Raw genomic sequence first — 19,420 nt, 5'->3', positions numbered from 1 at the left:
TCGTTGCCTGCATGAGAAGCCTGATCACGGCCATCAATGCCATGGTCCGAGATCAGGTTGGATGGCGATCTGCGGCCGTGTGAGCAATCCACTGAAAAAGACAGTTGCTCCCACAAAAAGCTCTCAGCGTTGCGGTTTCAGCAGTTCCTCGGCGCCCTGCGCCAGCAGCATCGCGGCCACTTCGTGCCCCAGCGCCACCGGCGTGTCACTCGTCGCGTCGGCCTGGGCGCGTACCAGTTCGCCGGTTGCCGCATTGCCCACCATGCCGTGCAGTGTCAGCCCGTATTCCGCCACCACGCACCATGCGCCGATCGCCACCGCGCAGCTGCCGCCGAGCTTCTCGTTCATGGCCCGCTCGGCCGCCACGGCCATCTGCGTTTCCGCATCGGTCAAGGCCACCATGAGGTCCGCCACGCGGCGATCGCCATCGCGCGATTCGACCGCGATGGCGCCCTGTCCCGGTGCGGGCAGCCAGTCGGGGCTCGCGAGCCGATGCCGGATACGCCCGCTCAAACCCAGGCGATCGACGCCCGCGCAGGCAAGGATGATGGCCTCGTAGTGGCCTTCGTCGAGCTTGGCCAGCCGCGTGTTCACGTTGCCGCGAAGATCCAGCAACTGCAGGTCGGGGCGCAACGCCCGCACCTGCGCCTGCCGTCGCAACGACGACGTGCCGACGCGAGCCCCGTTGGGTAGTTCGGCCAGCGTCGCGTAGTCGTTGCTGATGAAGGCATCCGCGGCATCGGCGCGCGGCAGGATGGCCGACAGCACGAAACCTGGTTCCAGTTCCGCCGGCACGTCCTTCAACGAATGCACCGCGATATCCGCGCGGTCTTCCAGCATGGCGATCTCGAGTTCCTTCAGGAACAAGCCCTTGCCGCCGATCGTCGCGAGCGAGCGGTCGAGAATCTCGTCGCCGCGCGTGGACAGCGGAACCAGCTCCACCGTGAGCCCGGGATGGGCCTGGCGCAGCAGGGCGGCCACATGCTCCGCTTGCCAGAGGGCGAGCGCGCTTTTGCGGGTGGCGATACGGAGCGGTGCGGTCATTGCTTTCCAGCCGGAGCGAAGCGGACGAAGGCGGAATTGTCCCGCAAACGGGCGGCGCGCGCAGCGCCTCACGCCGTCCGCAGCAGCTGCCGCACGGCCGGCAGGTTGCGCCGGCTCACCTCGGGCGCCACCTCGGTGCCGGCCAGCCGCGCGAGCACGCGGCCGTCGGGCAGTGTCTTCAGGCCTAGCAGGCGCTCCCGGGGTACCAGGCAGTTGCGGTGCAGACGGACTAGGCGCTCGCCGTGCGCGGCTTCGAGCTGGCGCAGGGATTCGTCGATCAGCCACATGCCGCCGGCATGGTGCACGGCCACGTACTTCTCGTCGGCCAGCAGGTAGAGCACATCGGCAAGTGCCAAGCGCACTTCGTCGGTGCCGCTGCGCGCGCGAAGCCACGCGACGCGCTCCGTGCTCTGCGGCGGTGCCAGCCGCGCGAGTGCACGGTCGAGTGCCTCGTCCAGCCGTTCGGCACGCACCGGTTTGAGCAGATAATCCGTGGCGCCGAGATCGAAGGCGCTCAACGCGTGTTGCTCGTAGGCTGTGCAGAACACCACCTGCGGCCGTTCCGCCAGCGCGCCGAGACGGCGAGCTGCCGCCGTACCGGTGAGCCCAGGCATCTCGACGTCGAGCAGCACGAGATCCGGTTTCAGTTCGGCGCACGCGTCGAGCATGGCCTCGCCATCGCCGACCTCGCCTACCACGGTGACATCGGAACGTCGCGCCAGAAGCCCGCGCAGACGCACGCGCGCCAGCGGTTCGTCATCGGCGATCAGTACGCGCACGCGTCACCTCCGGCAGGAAGACGGTCACCACGAAGCGCCCCTCGCGCACGCTCGCGTCCACGGTGGCGCGCTCGCCGAAATGGAAGCGCACGCGCTCGCGCACATTGCGCAACCCGTGTCCGTTGCCTGGCGTGGCCGGTGCGTCCGCGACGGGGTTTTCCACCACGATCTCCACGCCCCCCGGCACGCGCCGGCCGCCCAGGCGAACGGTGCCTCCTTCGCGCAACGGCTGCACGCCGTGCCGGATGGCATTCTCCACCAGCGGCTGGAGCAGCAGGCGCGGCAAGGGAAGATCCGCCGGCACGTCGATGTCGCGCTCCACCCGCAGGCGGTCGCCGAGCCGCAGCGCCTCGATGTCCAGGTAACGGTCCACCAGCGCCCACTCCTCACCCAGCGTGCCGGGGGACGTCTGGTCGCTGCCGAGCGCGGCGCGGAACAATTCGGAGAGGTTCTCCACCGTGCGCTCGGCGGCGTCCGGATCGACGCGGATGAGTGCGGCCACGGCATTCATGCTGTTGAAGAGGAAGTGCGGCCGTATCCGTGCCTGCAAGGCCGCCACCTGGGCCTGTGCGGCGGCGGCCACCCGCACCTGCCATTGCGCTACCACATAGAAATAGCGAAGCAGGCCGGCACCGAGCAGGCCCGTGGCGAGCATGCAGTCGCGCACGAAGCCGAAGCGCGAGGCCGGGCTCAGCCCCGCGGCCAGATTGTGGTCGATCCAGCCGAGCACGGCCGCGCTCGCACCCACCGTCGTTACCAGCAGCAGCCACACGGCCGCATACGGCCAAAGGCCCGGCAGGCGCTGCATCCACGGGCGCAGTTTGCACAGCGCCACGGTAAGGAGCACCGACAACCAGCTGGTGAACAGCACCGCGATGCTGTAATCGCGCAGGTCGCCGTCGTTGCCCGGCGCCAGCCACATCAACGTGACCGTGAGCGCGCCCACGACGAGCAAGGCGAACAGCACCGGCAGGCTGCAGAAATCGGGCAGCGGTGCGGACGGCTGGCGTGGATGGCGAGGTTCCCCGGACATGCGCGGAGTATGCCGGAAGCCGGATCGCGCACGGCGGGCAAGTCGCTCAAAGCCTGCCGTTGTGGGAGCCGCTTCAGCGGCGATGGGTGCTCGCCCGAAGGCCGCCCGTTGCCGCGGGATCGCCGCTGAAGCGGCTCCCACAAGTGCTGGTATCAGGCTTCGGCGAAACGCTCTGACAACCAGCCGCGGATATCCGCGATTTCCGGCAGGCTCACCTGGTGGCCCATGGGGTAGGTGTGCCATTCGATGCGATGGCCGAGCGCTTCGAGCGCCCGGCGCGACTGTTCGCCGAGCACCATCGGCACCACGGGATCGGCGCTGCCGTGTCCCCAGAAGATCGGCGTGGCATGGTTCGCGCCGCTGCGCTCGGCCTCGATGGTGTCGTGCAAAGGCAGATAGGCGGAAAGCACGAGGATGCCCGCCAGCGCCTCCAGATGGCGCAGCCCCGCGGACAGCGCCATCGCGCCGCCCTGCGAGAAACCGGCCAGCACGATGCGCGAGGCGGGCACGCCGCGTTCTTCCTCGCGCGCGATCAGCGCCTCCACTTCGGCGATGGAGGCACGGATGCCCTCGGCGTCCTGCTTGTCCGCGATGGACAGCCCCTTGATGTCGTACCACGCCCGCATCGGCACGCCGTTGTTCACCGTGACGGGCCGCACCGGCGCATGCGGAAACACAAAGCGCACCCCCGGCCACGCCGCATCGACCAGCTCCGGCACGATGGGCGCGAAGTCGTTGCCGTCGGCACCGAGGCCATGCAGCCAGATGACCGACCAGGTGGGCGACGGGCGGGTTTCGTGCTCGACGGTGGGCAGGGGCATGCCAGGAACTCCTTGCAGGGCCCTTGATCGTAACAGGCCGCCTGGGAGGGGCGCCTGGCGAAACCTTTTCAGCGCCGGGGCGCACCTACCGGTATGCATACCGGGGCGCAGTACCACGAGTTCTTCCTGACCTCCAGGCGCGAAGTAGCCATACGCGAACGCTTCCAACAGCGCGTGCAGGGGCTGCTGGCGCCGGGCGCCTCCTTGCTCGACTTCGGTGCGGGCACCGGCATCGACGCGAAGACCTATGCGGCGCAAGGCCATCGCACGTACGTGCACGAGCCGTCGCCTTCGATGCGTGCGCACCTCGAACTCTACTGTCGCGACGACATCGCCGCAGGCGAAGTCGTCATCCTCGATGGGGACCTTCCCTGCCAGGTGGATGCCGTGACCGCGAACTTCGCGGTGTTCAACCACATCGCGGACCAACGCCCATTGTTCGCACAACTCTCGGGCGTGGTGCGTCCGGGTGGCTTCATCCTGGCCAGTGTCCTCAACCCGTATTTTCTGGGCGATGCGAAATACAGCTGGTGGCGGAAGAACCTGCTGAACCTTGTGCGCCACGGCCACTACGGGTTCGCCACGGAGAGCGGCATCCACCGCTTCGCGCCGCGCCTGCCCGCTCGCGCCGCCCGCCCGCACTTCCGCCTCGAACGTGTGCTCCCCGGTGGCGTCGCCAAGTTGTTCGCACCGTATCTCTTCCTGCTTTTCCGGCGGACCTGAGCATGTGGCGGAAGGCGATCCGGCGGATTCTTCCATCCGTGCCGCAGTGGGCGACGGTGGCTCTCGAATCCCAGGAACGGTCTGTCACGGCAGAACTGTGCTGGGACGGCGGCCGCGCCGACGCCACGGACGACCACACCATCGCGTCGCTCAAGCCGTTGACCGTCGCCACGAGCATCGACGCGGGGGCCTGCCCCGTGCTGCGGTACATCGACGCCGCCACGGGCCGCGGGCTCGGAACGCTGCGCCTGACGAAAGCACGGTCTTTCGTTGCCGCCAACGCGGACATCCATCTATACGAGGTCGCAGCCGGCGAACACCGATGCCTGCCTTCGCCGCTGCGCGAATGGACGGCATGGCGACAGAACCGGAACATGCTCCGGCACCGTGCCGCCAATCACCTGAACATGGCGCCGGCTGCCGCACAGCAACTGATGATCAGCTACCTGTGCCCGCGGCCTGTCGTGTTGGTGTCCGTCGATACCGGAACCCATCGGAACATCTTCCCGATGGACCTCATCGGGCCGTTGGCGAGCGCAGGTCTATTCACGCTCGCCTTGCGTAGCAGCAATGTCTCGGAGCCTGTCATCCGCGACGTGGGTCGCGTGGCGCTGTCGCATCCGCCGGCATCGATAAAGGCGGCAGTCTACGGGCTGGCGCGCCATCACAAGGACGCGCTCGCACGGTGGGATGACCTTTCCCTCCCCATCGTGTCCTCCGGCCAGTTCGGCATTCCAGCCCTCGCCTCGGCGTTATGCGTGCAGGAAATGACCATCGTCCACAGCGTGGTCGTCGGCTCGCATACGTTCTTCGTCGCACGCATGGCGTCGTCGGAGCTGCGCCATGCCGGTGCACAGCTCCACCACACGGCGGGATTTCATCAGTACGAGCGGAAGCGCCGCGGCATGCCCTTTCCGGAAGTTTAGGGTCCCTGGCGGCGTCTACTCCCCAAGCCCCAGTTCAGTCGCGAAGAACGTCATCGACAGCGCCTGGTTGCCCACGCGCTGGCTGAAGGGCGCGCCGATGCCGTGGCCCGCATTCATGCGGGTGAGCAGCAGCACCGGCTGGCCGGAGGTGCTGGCATCCTGGAGCGCGGCGGCGAACTTGCGCGACTGCCACGGGGCTACGCGCGGGTCGTTGGCGCCGGTGGTGAGCAAGACGGCCGGGTACTTCGCGCCCTTCTTCACGTTGTGCAGCGGCGAATACGCCAGCATGGCCTTCGCGATCGCGGGATCGGACACGCTGCCGTATTCGCTGACGTTGTAGGGACCGTTGGCGAACGCGGTTTCATGGCGCGGTACGTCGTAGATGCCCACGGCGCCGACCACCGCGCGGTACTGCTCCGGATGCTGGGTGAGCGCCGCGCCCATCAGCAGGCCGCCATTGCTGCCGCCGAGGATGCCGAGGTGTTTCGTGTCGGTCCACTTCGTGTCGATCAGCGCCTGCGACGCTGCGTAGAAGTCGTCGAACACGTTTTGCTTGCGCGTCTTCTGGCCCTGCTCGTGCCATGCCTCGCCGAACTCGTTGCCACCGCGGATGTTGGCGTAGGCCAGCACGCCGCCGCGTTCCAGCCACGCGAGGTTCGCGCCGATGAAACCCGGTGTGACGGGAATGCCGAAACCGCCGTAGCTGTAGAGGATGGTCGGGCGCTTGCCGTTCGGCGTGGTGCCGTCCATCGCGATCACGGTGACGGGAATCCTGCTGCCGTCCTTCGATGTGCCTTCCACCCGGGTGACCCGCACCTTTGAATAATCGGCGGCTGGCTTCACTTCGAAGATCGTCTTCAACGAGCCGGAGTTACCGTCGTATTCGGCCCAATGGGTGGGCTGGGTCCATCCCGCGTAGGTGATCAGCGCCTTGGCCTGGCCCTTCTCGGCAGCGACGCCGCCGATGGCGATGCCGGTGGCGGGCAAGGGTACGAGGCGTACGAAGTTCGCCTTGCCGTCGTACTGGTCCGCCCACCAGTCGGGACCCGCGCTGCGCACGACCAGGAAGCCATCGCCGAGCGCCGTCACGTGCTGGATGGCGCCCTTGCCCTCCGGAAGCACGTCGGCCGTCTTTCCGTTCGTGCCGACCGCGACGATCTTGCCCTGCGGCGCGCCGGCGAAGCTGACGACGTACAGCTTGTCGCCGACCCAGCTGGCTTCGCGCGCGTCGGCCTCGCGTCCGAGCACGCGCTTGAACCCGCCCTGGCCGTTGCGCAGGAAGACCTCCGCCGGGCCGCCGTCGCCTTCGTTCGCCAACAGCGCGGTGGCCTTGCCGTCCGCGCTTTCCTTGAGGATGTACTCGGCCACGTGGGAGTAGCCCTTGCCGAACGCCACGGTGTCCTTCGCCGCCGGCTGGCCGATGACGTGATGGGCCAGGTAGGCATCGAATTCGCGCAGCGGCTTGCCATCCGACGGCGCATCGAAGCGCGCATAGGTCACGCCCTTCTCGTCGGCATCCCAAGCCAGCGCCTGCGGCGTGGTGCCACCGCCCGCGAACGGAAGTTCGTCACCCAGTGGCTTGCCCGTACGGGTGTCGAGGACATGGATGGTGGTGAGTTCGCTGCCGCCTTCGGCGGTGCCATAGGCGAGGTAGCGGCCGCTGGGCGAGGGCCAGTACGCGGTGATGGCCGTGTTGCCGTCGCCCTTGTTGAGATCCACGAGCGTGCGCGTGGCGCCGTCCGGCCAGGCTTTCGCCACGAGCACGGGCTGCGGCTGGGGTGGCGTGTTCTCGAAATAGAACAGCGTGCCGCCGGCCAGCGTGGGGGAGGAGCGCGTGGTGGAGGTGATCGACAGTTCGCGGATGCGCGAACTCAGGGCCTTGCCCAACGGCATGGCACCGATCGCTGCCTCGGTGTACGCGTTCTGCGCATCGATCCATTCCTTCACATCGGCCGCGTCTGGGTTTTCCAGCCAGCGGTACGGGTCGTTCACCGGCTGGCCGGCCAGCGTTTCCGAAACCACCCGCTTCGGCGTGGGCGGCGGTGCGGAGGTGGCGGCTTGCGCCGAGACGGCGAGGAACAGGCTGGCGGCGAGCAGGCGGGGAACGAGGACGCGCATGGGTTGAACTCCCTTGTGATCTGCCGAGCGTAGCAAAGCCGCAGAGGCTCCGGGCCTCTGTGGGAGCCGGCTTCGCCGGCGATCCCGCGGCAGCGGGCAACCCTGTCGCGCGCATCCATCGCCGCTGAAGCGGCTCCCACACAAAGCTGGCCTCAACCCGGATGGCGATGCCGCCACGGGCTTCGTGAGCGGGTTATGCTCCCATGATTTGTCCCACCCGGAACTGTCTTCGATGCGCGTACTCGCCGCCGCCCTGCTTGCCACCCTTGCCGCCGCGCCGGTGTTTGCCGCGCAACCCCCGGTCGACATGGAAACCATCATGGCCGACCCCGACTGGATCGGCCCGGCGGTGGAAGATCCGTACTGGAGCGTCGACGGCAGTCAGGTCTTCTACTCCCTGAAGCAGGACGGCACGCCGGTGCGCGACCTCTGGCGGGTGCAGGCGAACGGCGGCACGCCGGAACGGCTCGACGCAGCGGCAGCGGCCCGGGCGGATGGCGGCAAACCCGTGTTCGATCGCGCCCACCGCCACGCCGCCTTCGTGCGCCATGGCGACATCTTCCTGCGCGACCTCGCCAGCGGCGCCACGGTGCAGGTGACCCGCACCGCCGCGAAGGAACGCGATCCGCGCTTCTCCCTCGACGGCCGCTTGCTCACCTTCCGTGCCGATAACGACTGGTTCGCGTACGCGGTCGCGGGCGGCCCCGTGTCGAAGGCAGCCGACCTCGAAACGAAGGACGACCCGAGCGACAGGAAAGCCGACGATCTCGCCGACGGCCAGCAGGCGCTGTTCAAGACCTTGCGTGGCCTGCGCGCGGACGAGGATGCCATGAAGGCGGACGCCGATGCCCTGGCGGCCGCCGATCCGGGGCGCGCACCCCGGCCGTTCTGGCTCGGCAAGAACGTGAGCATCGTCGATACCTCGCTGTCGCCGGATGGCCGCTGGATGCTCGTGGTGACCGAGGCGAAGGACGCCGACAAGGGCAAGATCGCCGACCTCACGCATTACGTGACCGATTCCGGTTACGCCGAAAGCGAAGCGACGCGCAGCTACGTCGGCAGGAAGGACCCCACGCCGCAGTCGCTGCGCCTGCTCGATCTGCAAACGCATGCGAGCTTCGACCTCGACACCGCCACCCTGCCGGGCATCGGCGACGATCCGCTGGCCGACATTCGCGCGAAGACCGTCGCCGCGCTGCGCAAGGAGGGCAAGGGCGATCGCGCCGACGCGCTGGCTGCGCCAAAGACGCGGCCGGTCATCGTCAACGGCGAATACAGCCCCGGCATCGTGTGGAGCGACGACGGCCGCCAGGTCGCCGTGCAACTGCGTGCGATCGACAACAAGGATCGCTGGATCGCCACCGTGGATTTCGACCGTCACGCCCTGGTGTCGCAGCACCGCCTTACCGACAAGGCCTGGATCAACTGGGACGGCAACGACTTCGGCTGGCTCCGGGACGGCCGCACCCTGTGGTACCTGAGCGAGGAAAGCGGTTTCGCGCAGCTGTATGTCCGCGCGCCGGGAAGCAAGGCCAAGGCGCTGACCTCGGGCCGTTTCGAAGTGGACCATCCGGTGCTGAGTCCCGATGGTTCGCGTTTCTACGTGCGCACGAACAAGGTGGCGCCCTACAGCTACGACATCTATTCGGTGCCGGCACAAGGCGGCACGCTCGCGCGCGTCACGACCTTCGAAGGCCTCGACGATTTCGCCCTGTCGCCGGACGGTACCCGCCTCGCGGTGCTGCATTCCTCGCCTTACGTGCCGTCGCAGCTGGCCACGGTGGGTGTGGACGGTTCCGCCGTGCGTGAACTCACGGACACCCGCAAGCCCGCGTACAAGGCTTGCGAATGGATCGCGCCGAAGATCGTCCAGGTGCCTTCAACCCATGGTGCGGGCACGATCTGGGCCAAGTTCTATGGCCCGGCCGACGCCGCCACGGCGGCCTCGCGCCCGGCCGTGATCTTCGTGCACGGCGCGGGTTACCTGCAGAACGTGCACCTGTCGTACCCGGCGTATTTCCGCGAGCAGATGTTCCATAACATGCTGGTGCAGCGCGGGTATGTGGTTCTGGACATGGACTACCGCGCGTCCAAGGGCTATGGCCGTGACTGGCGCACCGCCATCTACCGGCAGATGGGCCACCCGGAACTGGACGACCTGCTCGACGGCAAGGCCTGGCTGGTGGCGAACCACGGCGTGGATCCGAAACGGGTCGGCATCTATGGCGGCAGTTACGGTGGCTTCATGACCCTGATGGCGCTGCTGCGCGCACCCGGCGAGTTCGCCGCCGGCGCCGCGCTGCGCCCGGTGACCGACTGGACCAGCTACAACCACGAATACACGTCCAACATCCTCAACGACCCGCAACTGGACCCCGATGCGTACAAGGCGAGCTCGCCCATCCAGTACGCCGAGGCCCTGGCCGACCCGCTGCTGATCGAGCACGGCCTGATCGACGACAACGTGCTGGCCAGCGACTCGATCCGCCTCTACCAGCGCTTCATCGAGCTGCACAAGAAGAACTTCTGGATGTCGCTGTATCCGATGGAGCGGCACGGCTTTGTGCACGCGGACTCCTGGTACGACGAGTATCGTCGTATTGACGAGTTGTTCCGGGAGCGGCTGGAGCCAGCAAACCGGAACTAACCCCGAGGGAGGCATTGTGGGAGCCGCTCTAGCGGCGATAGGCTGCTCGCGGCAAGCCTGCCCGCTGCCACGGGATCGCCGCTGAAACGGCTCCCACAGGGTTATCGGGCAAGAATTTACGGAAACGTTACGCCCCGGGCCCGCCGCGTTACACCGTAAATATCGCGCCAGGCGAAGAATGCGCACCGTCCTAGTCGATGGTGCGCAACCGTGGAATTCCTTTACGTTCTTCTCGTCGTCGTCCTCACGGCCGTGACGATCGGCTTCCTCATGATCTGCGACCGGCTGGGTCGCCGCTGAGGACGCCGCCATGACCTTTACCTACATAGTCGCCGCGGCCATCGCCGTGGCCCTTACCGGTTACCTGTGCGTGGCCCTGCTGAAGCCGGAGTGGTTCGAATGACCACCAACGACTTCCTCCAGATCGGCCTCTACCTCGTCGTGCTGCTGGCGCTGGTGAAGCCGATGGGCCATTACATGGCCCTCGTGTTCGCCGACGAACCGAACCGCGTCACCCGCTTCGGGGCCGGGGCGGAGCGCCTGCTCTACCGTCTTGCCGGCATCCGCTCCGGCGAGGACATGGGCTGGAAGCGCTACGCCATGGCGATGCTGGTGTTCAACGTGGCCGGCGTGGCCTTCGTGTACCTGCTCCAGCGCACGCAGCAATGGCTGCCGTTGAACCCCCAGCATTTCGCTGCCGTGGCGCCCGACTCCGCCATGAACACCGCCGTGAGTTTCGTCACCAACACGAACTGGCAGGGATACGCGGGCGAGTCGACCATGAGCTACCTCACGCAGGCGCTTGGCCTTGCCGTGCAGAACTTCCTGTCGGCGGCCACGGGCATCGCGGTGCTCATCGCGGTCGTCCGCGGCTTCGCGCGCCGTGGTGCCGCAGCTGTGGGCAACTTCTGGGTGGACGTGACCCGCGCCACGCTCTACGTGCTGCTGCCGTTCTCGATCGTGATCGCGCTGCTGCTCGTGTCGCAGGGCGTGGTGCAGAACGTGGCGCCTTACCTCGACGTGGCCACGCTGGAGCATGGCCGGCAGACCCTGCCGATGGGCCCGGCGGCATCGCAGGTGGCGATCAAGATGCTCGGCACGAACGGCGGCGGCTTCTTCAACGCCAACTCCGCGCATCCGTTCGAGAACCCCACGCCGTTCTCCAACTTCGTGGAGATGATCGCGATCTTCCTCATCCCGGGCGCCCTCTGCTGCACGTTCGGGCGCATGGTCGGCGACCGGCGCCAGGGCTGGGCCATCCTCGCCACGATGCTGGTCATCTTCGTGCCCCTCGCGGTCGGCCTCGTCGCCGCTGAGCAGGCCGGCAACCCCGCCCTGCACGGCCTGGCCGTGGACGCGCATGCCACCGCCCTGCAATCGGGCGGCAACATGGAAGGGAAGGAAACGCGCTTCGGCATCGCCTCGTCCGGCCTGTTCGCCGCCATCACCACCGCCGCATCCTGCGGTGCGGTGAACGCGATGCACGATTCGCTGACGCCGCTCGGCGGCCTCGTTCCCATGTGGCTCATGCAACTCGGCGAGGTGGTCTTCGGCGGTGTGGGTTCGGGCCTCTACGGCATGCTGGCGTTCGCAGTGGTTGCGGTATTCATCGCCGGACTCATGGTGGGCCGCACGCCGGAATACCTCGGCAAGAAGATCGAGGCCCACGAGATGAAGATGGCCAGCCTGGCCGTCCTCGTGCCGTGCGCGCTCGTGGTCGTGTGTACCGCCGTCGCGGTCATGGTGCCTGCCGGTGTCGCGGGCGTCGCGAATCCCGGCGCCCACGGCTTCAGCGAAATCCTGTATGCGGTCAGCTCCGCGTCCAACAACAACGGCAGCGCTTTCGGCGGCCTGTCCGCGAACACGCCCTTCTGGAATGTGCTGCTCGCCATCTGCATGTTCCTGGCGCGCTTCCCGCTTGCGATCGCGATGCTGGCCATGGCCGGGTCGCTGGCCGCCAAGGGGCATGTGCCTCCCTCGGCCGGCACGCTGCCCACGCATACCCCGCTGTTCGTCACGCTGCTGACCTGCGTCGTGATCGTCGTCGGCGCGCTCACCTTCCTCCCGGCGCTGGCCCTCGGGCCCATCGTCGAGCACCTCACGTCTCTCACGGGCCACTGATCCATGACTTCCCACGCTCACGCCGCGCGCGGATTCGACCGCGCGATGGCGACACGCGCCCTTGTCGACGCGTTCCGCAAACTCGATCCGCGCACGCAGTTCCGCAACCCGGTGATGTTCGTCGTGTTCGTGTGCAGCGTCCTGACCACCCTGCTGTGGGTGCAGGCGCTGGCCGGCCACGGCGAGGCTCCCACGGGCTTCATCTTCTGGGTGACGCTGTGGCTCTGGTTCACGCTGCTGTTCGCCAACTTCGCCGAAGCGCTCGCCGAAGGCCGCGGCAAGGCCCAGGCCGATGCGCTGCGCGGCTCGCGTCGCGACGTGGCCGCGAAGAAACTCTCCGCGCCAAGGCAGGATGCGCAGATCGTCTTCACGCCTTCCAGCGAACTGCGCAGCGGCCACCACGTGCTGGTGGAAGCCGGCGACATCGTGCCGGGCGACGGCGAGATCGTGGTGGGTGCGGCCAGCGTCGACGAGAGCGCCATCACCGGCGAATCGGCGCCGGTGATCCGCGAGGCCGGCGGCGATCGCAGCGCCGTGACGGGCGGTACCCGTGTGCTCTCCGACTGGCTGGTGGTGCGCATCACCAGCAACCCCGGCGAGAGCTTCCTCGACCGCATGATCTCGATGGTGGAAGGCGCGTCGCGCCGCAAGACACCGAACGAGATCGCGCTCACCATCCTGCTGGCGAAGTTCACCCTGATCTTCCTGCTGGCCTGCGCCACCCTCCTTCCCTATTCGATCTACAGCGTGCAGGCGGCGGGAAGTGGCAACCCCATCACCCTCACCGTTCTGGTGGCGCTCCTCGTATGCCTCATTCCCACCACCATCGGCGCCTTGTTGTCTGCCATCGGCATCGCCGGCATGGACCGCATGATCCGCGCCAACGTCATCGCCACGTCCGGCCGCGCCGTCGAGGCGGCGGGTGACGTCGACGTGCTGCTGCTCGACAAGACGGGCACGATCACGCTGGGCAATCGCCAGGCGGTGGCCTTTCACGCCGCGCCGGGCATCGAGGAACGCGAACTGGCCGAAGCCGCCGACCTCGCCTCGCGCGCCGACGAGACGCCGGAAGGCCGCAGCATCGTCGCCCTGGCGGAGGCGAGGTTCAGCCTGCACGGGCGGCGTCGCGACAAGGACGCCACCTTCGTGCCGTTCACCGCGCAGACGCGCATGAGCGGCGTCGACGTCGGCACCCGTCACATCCGCAAGGGCGCGATCGATGCGGTGGAGCGGTACCTGGAAGGCCAGGACAGCCACATGCCGCCGCTGGTGCGGCGCATGGCCGAAGACGTGGCGCGCCGCGGCGCCACCCCGCTCATCGTCGTGGATGGTGCGCTGACGCTGGGTGTGATCGAACTCAAGGACATCGTGAAGGACGGCATCAAGGAGCGCTTTGCCGAGATGCGCCGCATGGGCATCCGCACGGTGATGATAACCGGCGACAATCCGCTCACGGCAGCGGCCATCGCGGCGGAAGCCGGCGTGGACGACTTCCTCGCCGAGGCCACGCCCGAGACGAAACTGAAGTTGATCCGCGACATGCAGGCCGAGAACCGCCTGGTGGCCATGTGCGGCGATGGCACCAACGACGCTCCGGCGCTGGCCCAGGCCGACGTGGCCGTTGCGATGAACAGCGGCACCCAGGCCGCGAAAGAGGCCGGCAACATGGTCGACCTCGATTCGAATCCGACCAAGCTGATCGAGGTCGTCGGCATCGGCAAGCAGATGCTCATCACGCGGGGTGCGCTCACCACGTTCTCGATCGCGAACGACATTGCCAAGTACTTCGCGATCATTCCCGCCGCCTTCGCGACGACCTACCCCGCGCTCAACGCGTTGAACGTGATGCATCTGGCCACCCCGCAGAGCGCCATCCTCTCGGCGGTGATCTTCAACGCGCTGATCATCATTTTCCTCATTCCCCTCGCGCTGAAGGGCGTGGCCTATCGCGCGCTGGGCGCCGCCGCGCTGCTTCGCCGCAACCTGCTCGTGTACGGCCTGGGCGGCATCGTCGCGCCCTTTGTCGGCATCAAGCTCATCGACATGTTGCTGGTCCTCCTGGGGCTGGCCTGATCTGAAGGCATCGCCATGCGAAACGTTCACCTCACCGTGCTCATCGAAGACTCCGACGACATCGACATGAATGTGCGTGTCGTCGCCCCGGCATCGCCGCACGCGGCACCGGTGGTTCCATTCAAATCCCAGATCGTCGCCACGCGCCATGACGCGAGCGACGACGAATACACGCTCGGCGGCTACGCCGGCATCTGACACACGACGAAATCCATGAAAACCGTTCTTCTGGCGGCCTGCGCCGCCGCCTTTCCCCTCGTCTTCGCCGCTCCTGCCCACGCGGCCGATACACCGCCGGTCACGGGCAATGTGGCGATCGTGTCCGATTACATGTTCCGCGGCCTGACCCAGACCTGGGGCCACCCGGCCATCCAGGGCGGCGCCGACTACACCGGCGCGAACGGCTTCTCGGCCGGCGCCTGGGCATCCAGCGTCAGCGATCGCAGCTACGCCGGCGGTTCGATGGAGCTGGACCTCTACGCGAGCTTCGGCCGCCCCATCGACGACGACTGGTCGTGGCGCCTCGGTGTCTACGGTTATGTGTACCCGGGCGCCAATCTCGACCAGGCCGCGGGGTACCGCGGCCGCTCCTTCGACACGGTGGAGGCCAATGCCGCGCTCACGTGGCGCAACATCACGCTGAAGTACAACCGGTCGCTCACCGACTACTTCGGTGCGGATCGCGAACAGGGCTATAACGGCGACACCCGAGGTACCGGCTACCTCCAACTCGACGCCGCCTTCGCCCTGGCCGATGCCTGGACGCTCGCGCTGCACGCGGGACATACCCACTACACCGCCTCGTTGGCCACGCCCACGGCGTACGGTGTCCGCGACGTGGATTACAGCGACGCCTCGGCGACCGTGAAGTACGCAATCGATCCGCACTGGTCGGTAAGCATCGGGGTTACCCATGCGACCAACGGGCGGTACTACAGCCACGTGTCCAGCTATACCGACGTCGCCGATACCCGTGACGTGGGCGGCACACGCGGTCTCGTCATGTTCCAGGGCACGTTCTGAGGAGTACGCCATGACATCCCTTCTTCGCCCGGCCCTCGTCCTGCTCGTGGGCCTCACCATCATCACCGGCGTGGCCTATCCGCTCCTCGTCACCGGTGCCGCACAGGCGGTGTTTCCGCGCCAGGCGAACGGCAGCATCGTCGAATCGGGCGGGAAGCCGGTCGGCTCGTCGCTGCTCGGCCAGTCGTTCGTCGAGCCGCGGTACTTCTGGAGCCGTCCCTCGGCTACCAGCCCCGATCCCTACAACGGTACGGCATCGGGCGGATCGAACCAGGGTCCGACCAATCCCGCCCTCACCGACGCGGCGAAGAAGCGGATCGCCGCGTTGCAGGCCGCCGACCCCGGCAATACGGCACCGGTGCCGGTGGAACTCGTCACGGCGTCGGGCAGTGGCCTCGACCCGGAGATCAGCCCGGCGGCGGCGCGTTACCAGGTGGCCCGCGTGGCGCATGCGCGCGGGCTGGATCCGGCCACCGTGCAGGCATTGGTCGAAGCGCACACCGAAGGGCGCCAGTTCGGTGTGCTGGGCGAGCCGCGGGTGAATGTGCTGGCGTTGAACCTTGCCCTCGACCGCTCGAAGCCCGCCCCGTAACCACCGCTGTAGGAGCGCGCCCTGCGCGCGACATGTTTTCGGACCAGTTCCGGATCTTGCGCGCCAGCTCCGAGGTTCGGCCTCAACACATGTCGCGCGCGGGGCGCGCTCCTACAATGCGCTCTAATCCTCTACCGGCGACTGCAATGAACAACGATCGCGACGCGCGTGCCGACGCGCTGCTGAATGCAGCGAAGGACGAGGACGGCCAGCGCCTGAAGATCTTCCTTGGCGCCTCGCCGGGCGTGGGGAAGACCTACGCCATGCTTTCGGCCGCACGCGACCTGCGCCGACAGGGCGTGGATGTGGTGGTCGGCCTGGCCGAGACGCATGGCCGGGCCGAGACGGCCGCGTTGCTCGAAGGTATCGAGGTCCTGCCGACGCGGGCAGTGCACTACGCGGGACGCACCTTCCAGGAGTTCGACCTGGAGGCCGCCCTGGCCCGAAAGCCGGCGGTGATACTCGTCGACGAACTGGCGCACTCGAATCTGCCCGGCGGCCGGCATGCCTATCGCTGGCAGGACATCGTGGAACTGCTCGACGCGGGCATCGAGGTCTACACGGCGATGAACGTGCAGCACCTGGAAAGCCTCAACGACCAGGTGCGTCGCATCACCGGCGTGGCCGTGCGCGAAACCGTGCCGGACGCGTTCCTCGATCGCGCCCGGGACATCGTGCTGGTGGATCTGCCCCCGCGCGAGCTGATCGCCCGCCTGCGGCAGGGCAAGGTGTACGTGCCGGAAACCGCCGCGGTCGCGCTGGAAGCGTTCTTCTCGCCGACCAACCTCGCGGCACTGCGCGAACTCGCGGTGGAGACGGTCGCCGCGCACGTGGAAAGCGACCTGCGCGAGTCCATGCTCGCGCGCGGCGACGCCATGCCCGTCCGGCGCCGCGTGGTGGCCGCCATCGACGGCGCCGCGCAGAGCGAATACCTCGTGCGCATCACGCGCCGCATCGCGGAGCGCCGCGGCGCGCCCTGGAGTGTCGTCTACGTCGATCGCGGCGGTACCGACGGCGCGCGTCGTGAGCGCGTGGACGCGGCCATGCGTCTCGCCCGGCGTCTCGGTGGGGAAGGCGTGGTGCTGCGCGGCCATGCCGTCGCGGACGAATTGCTGGCCTGGGCCGACCGCGAAGGCGTGGGCCAGATCATCGTGGGGCGCACGCGGGAGCGCCCCATTGCGCGGCGCCTGGGCCTGTCCTTCACCCAGCAACTGCTTCGCCGTGGCGCGCACCTGGAACTCACCATCGTCGCGACTCCGCTGGAACGGGCCAGCGCGCGGCGCCGGCTCCGCGCCGGCGGTGACAAAGGCTCGCGCCGCGATTACGGCATGGCCACGGCAGTCACCGCGGCGGCGATGGCGCTCTCGTTCGTGGCCGACCGCTTCCTTTCCGTCGCCAACCTCTCGCTCATCTTCCTCACCGCCGTCCTGTTCGTCGCGGTGCGCACGCGCATGGCCGTCGCGGTGTACACCGCTCTGCTCTGCTTCGTCGGCTACAACTTCTTCTTCGCGCCGCCACGCTACACGCTCGTGATTGCCAATGCCGACGACGTGCTGGCCGTGGTGTTGTTCCTGGCCGCCGCGCTGGTGTGCAGCCGCCTGGCGACGCGGCTGTCCGGGCAGGTGGCCTCGCTGCGCGCGGCCCAGATACGCGGGCGCGCGCTGGTGACGCTGGGCCAGCAGCTGGCCACCGCAGCGGATGCGGCTGCGATCCGCGAGGTAGGTGCGCGGGCCCTGGCGCGTGCGCTGGACGCGCAGGCGAGCGTGCTCGCCCGCGACGCGGGGGGCGCGCTGGTGCCGGTGGCTTCGGCGCCGGAACCGTTCGTCCTGTCTGCGCAGGACGTCGCCGCTGCCGACTGGTCCGACGCGCACGCGGAACCCGCGGGGCGCTTCACCGACACGCTGCATGGCGCGTCGAGCTGGATGCTGCCATTGGGTACCGAGGCGCAGCGGGCGGGCGTGGTCGCCCTGCGCTTTCCGGATACTCCCGGCGACCCTGACGCGGACCGCCGCGGGATGGCGCTAGCGATGGTGCAGGATATCGGCCAGGCACTGGAACGCGCGCGACTCGCCGCCGAACTGGAAGGCGCGCGCGTGGAAGGCGAGACCGAGCGGCTGCGCAACGCCCTGCTGTCGTCGGTGTCGCACGACCTGCGCTCGCCGCTGGCATCGATGATCGGTGCCGCCGGCACCTTGCTCGACTACGAAAAACAGTTGCCCGAAGGCGAACGGCGCGAACTGCTGGAAGCCATCCTCGGCGAAGGCCGGCGTCTCGACAGCTACATTCAGAACCTGCTGGACATGACGCGCCTCGGCCATGGTGCGCTCACGCTCAAGCGCGACTGGGTCGATGCGGGCGAGATCGTCGCCGCCGCGGTCGCGCGCATGCGCAAGCAGTTTCCCGAGACGCGGGTGGACATGCAATTGCCGCCGGATACCGTGCTCCTGCATGTGCATCCTGCGCTGATCGAGCAGGCCCTGTTCAACATCCTCGAGAACGCGGCACGTTTCTCGCCGCCCGACGAGCCCGTGCGCGTCATGGTCCGTGTCGAGTCCGGGCAGCTGCTGGTGGATGTGAGCGACCGCGGGCCCGGCATTCCGGAAGACGAGCGCGAGCGGATTTTCGACATGTTCCATTCGGTGGCGCGAGGCGATCGCGGCAAACAGGGTACCGGACTCGGCCTCGCCATCTGTCGCGGCATGATCGGTGCCCATGGCGGCAGCGTGCAGGCCTTGCCCCATGTCGGCGCAGGTACCACCATCCGGGTCTCGCTGCCTTTGCCGGCGCCGCCCGACGACAACCCATGAATGCCATAGCGCCTCGCGTGCTCGTGATCGACGACGAAGTGCAGATCCGCCGGTTCCTCGACATCGGTCTGCGCGCCGAGGGCTACCAGGTGTTCCTCGCCGGCAGCGGCAAGGAGGGCCTGGGCCTTGCCGCGACGCAGTCGCCCGACGTGGTCATTCTCGACATCGGCCTGCCCGACATGGAAGGCCACGAGGTGCTGCGTGAGTTGCGCACCTGGAGCCAGGTGCCGGTGCTGATGCTCTCGGTGAGGGACGCCGAGAGCGAGAAGGTAAAGGCGCTCGACCGCGGCGCGAACGACTACGTGACCAAACCGTTCGGCATCCAGGAGCTCATGGCGCGTCTGCGCGTGCTGCTGCGCACGGGAGCGAAGGGTGGCGAAGCGGAAGCCTCGTTGCGCTACGACGACGGCGCCCTCTCCATCGATGTGGCGCGACGCGAGGTGTTCGTGGACGGCCAGGCCGTCGCGCTGACGCGAAAGGAATTCGCGGTGCTGTCGTTGCTCGTGCGCCACGCCGGGCGTGTGGTCGGGCAGCAGCAGATCCTGCGCGAGGTGTGGGGTCCGACCCATGCGCAGGACACGCACTACCTGCGTATCGTGATGGGAAAACTGCGGCAGAAACTCGGCGACGACTCGTCGGCTCCGCGTTGGCTCAAAACGGAGCCGGGCGTGGGCTATCGCTTCCCGGCGTCGTGATGGCGACGCAAACGTTTT

The 19,420-nt window shown here is 67.9% G+C and carries 16 protein-coding genes; 11 read left to right on the top strand and 5 right to left on the bottom strand.

The features are described 5' to 3' along the window. Nucleotides 1-123 precede the first annotated feature (123 nt). The 4 genes from hemC to HBF26_RS16205 form a co-directional block, all read right to left on the bottom strand. Nucleotides 124-1,044 (bottom strand): hydroxymethylbilane synthase, encoded by a 921-nt coding sequence (gene hemC, locus HBF26_RS16220; RefSeq protein ID WP_167128831.1) that lies wholly within the window; start codon nucleotides 1,042-1,044, stop codon nucleotides 124-126. Between the two features lie 68 nt (nucleotides 1,045-1,112). Continuing rightward, a complete protein-coding gene (locus tag HBF26_RS16215; RefSeq protein ID WP_167128829.1) occupies nucleotides 1,113-1,823 on the bottom strand; it encodes a response regulator in 711 nt (236 codons plus the stop codon). Then, complete coding sequence (locus HBF26_RS16210) at nucleotides 1,801-2,856, bottom strand: sensor histidine kinase (protein ID WP_167128826.1); 1,056 nt, start codon at nucleotides 2,854-2,856, stop codon at nucleotides 1,801-1,803. The genes HBF26_RS16215 and HBF26_RS16210 overlap by 23 nt, the downstream gene beginning before the upstream one ends. 152 nt (nucleotides 2,857-3,008) lie before the next feature. Continuing rightward, entirely contained in the window at nucleotides 3,009-3,677 is a 669-nt protein-coding gene (locus HBF26_RS16205) for an alpha/beta hydrolase (RefSeq protein WP_167128823.1), read from the bottom strand. Nucleotides 3,678-3,770: 93 nt separating this feature from the next. Between HBF26_RS16205 and HBF26_RS16200 the strand changes: the two genes are divergently transcribed. Both HBF26_RS16200 and HBF26_RS16195 read left to right on the top strand, forming a co-directional pair. After that, nucleotides 3,771-4,400, top strand: coding sequence for a class I SAM-dependent methyltransferase (locus HBF26_RS16200; RefSeq protein WP_167128820.1), 630 nt, complete (start codon nucleotides 3,771-3,773; stop codon nucleotides 4,398-4,400). Nucleotides 4,401-4,402: 2 nt separating this feature from the next. Further along, the gene (locus HBF26_RS16195; protein ID WP_167128817.1) at nucleotides 4,403-5,326 is read left to right on the top strand and encodes a flavin reductase; all 924 of its coding nucleotides are present in this window, start codon (nucleotides 4,403-4,405) and stop codon (nucleotides 5,324-5,326) included. A 15-nt stretch (nucleotides 5,327-5,341) separates the two neighbouring features. Here HBF26_RS16195 and HBF26_RS16190 read toward each other — a convergent pair whose 3' ends face one another. Beyond that, entirely contained in the window at nucleotides 5,342-7,444 is a 2,103-nt protein-coding gene (locus tag HBF26_RS16190; protein ID WP_167128814.1) for a prolyl oligopeptidase family serine peptidase, read from the bottom strand. A 232-nt stretch (nucleotides 7,445-7,676) separates the two neighbouring features. Between HBF26_RS16190 and HBF26_RS16185 the strand changes: the two genes are divergently transcribed. The 9 genes from HBF26_RS16185 (at nucleotide 7,677) to HBF26_RS16145 (ending at nucleotide 19,402) form a co-directional block, all read left to right on the top strand. Next, nucleotides 7,677-10,091 (top strand): S9 family peptidase, encoded by a 2,415-nt coding sequence (locus HBF26_RS16185; protein ID WP_167128811.1) that lies wholly within the window; start codon nucleotides 7,677-7,679, stop codon nucleotides 10,089-10,091. Nucleotides 10,092-10,401: 310 nt separating this feature from the next. After that, a complete protein-coding gene (kdpF, locus tag HBF26_RS16180) occupies nucleotides 10,402-10,494 on the top strand; it encodes a K(+)-transporting ATPase subunit F (protein ID WP_167128808.1) in 93 nt (30 codons plus the stop codon). After that, on the top strand, nucleotides 10,491-12,212 hold the full coding sequence (gene kdpA, locus HBF26_RS16175; RefSeq protein WP_167128805.1) for a potassium-transporting ATPase subunit KdpA: 1,722 nt from the start codon (nucleotides 10,491-10,493) through the stop codon (nucleotides 12,210-12,212). The genes kdpF and kdpA overlap by 4 nt, the downstream gene beginning before the upstream one ends. 3 nt (nucleotides 12,213-12,215) lie before the next feature. Beyond that, entirely contained in the window at nucleotides 12,216-14,285 is a 2,070-nt protein-coding gene (gene kdpB, locus HBF26_RS16170) for a potassium-transporting ATPase subunit KdpB (RefSeq protein ID WP_167128802.1), read from the top strand. Nucleotides 14,286-14,300: 15 nt separating this feature from the next. Then, the gene (locus HBF26_RS16165) at nucleotides 14,301-14,483 is read left to right on the top strand and encodes a hypothetical protein (RefSeq protein WP_167128799.1); all 183 of its coding nucleotides are present in this window, start codon (nucleotides 14,301-14,303) and stop codon (nucleotides 14,481-14,483) included. 15 nt (nucleotides 14,484-14,498) lie between these two features. Beyond that, entirely contained in the window at nucleotides 14,499-15,308 is an 810-nt protein-coding gene (locus tag HBF26_RS16160; RefSeq protein ID WP_167128796.1) for a TorF family putative porin, read from the top strand. 10 nt (nucleotides 15,309-15,318) lie between these two features. Next, nucleotides 15,319-15,900 (top strand): potassium-transporting ATPase subunit KdpC, encoded by a 582-nt coding sequence (gene kdpC / locus HBF26_RS16155; protein WP_167128793.1) that lies wholly within the window; start codon nucleotides 15,319-15,321, stop codon nucleotides 15,898-15,900. 146 nt (nucleotides 15,901-16,046) lie between these two features. Beyond that, nucleotides 16,047-18,707: an ATP-binding protein gene (locus tag HBF26_RS16150; protein ID WP_167128790.1), complete on the top strand. Its 2,661-nt coding sequence runs from the start codon at nucleotides 16,047-16,049 to the stop codon at nucleotides 18,705-18,707. Next, a complete protein-coding gene (locus HBF26_RS16145) occupies nucleotides 18,704-19,402 on the top strand; it encodes a response regulator (protein ID WP_167128787.1) in 699 nt (232 codons plus the stop codon). Before HBF26_RS16150 ends, HBF26_RS16145 begins: the two co-directional genes overlap by 4 nt. Nucleotides 19,403-19,420: the final 18 nt, after the last annotated feature.

Source organism: Luteibacter jiangsuensis (assembly GCF_011742555.1).
GTDB lineage: Bacteria > Pseudomonadota > Gammaproteobacteria > Xanthomonadales > Rhodanobacteraceae > Luteibacter > Luteibacter jiangsuensis.
This window is presented reverse-complemented; position numbering and strand designations above follow the sequence as displayed.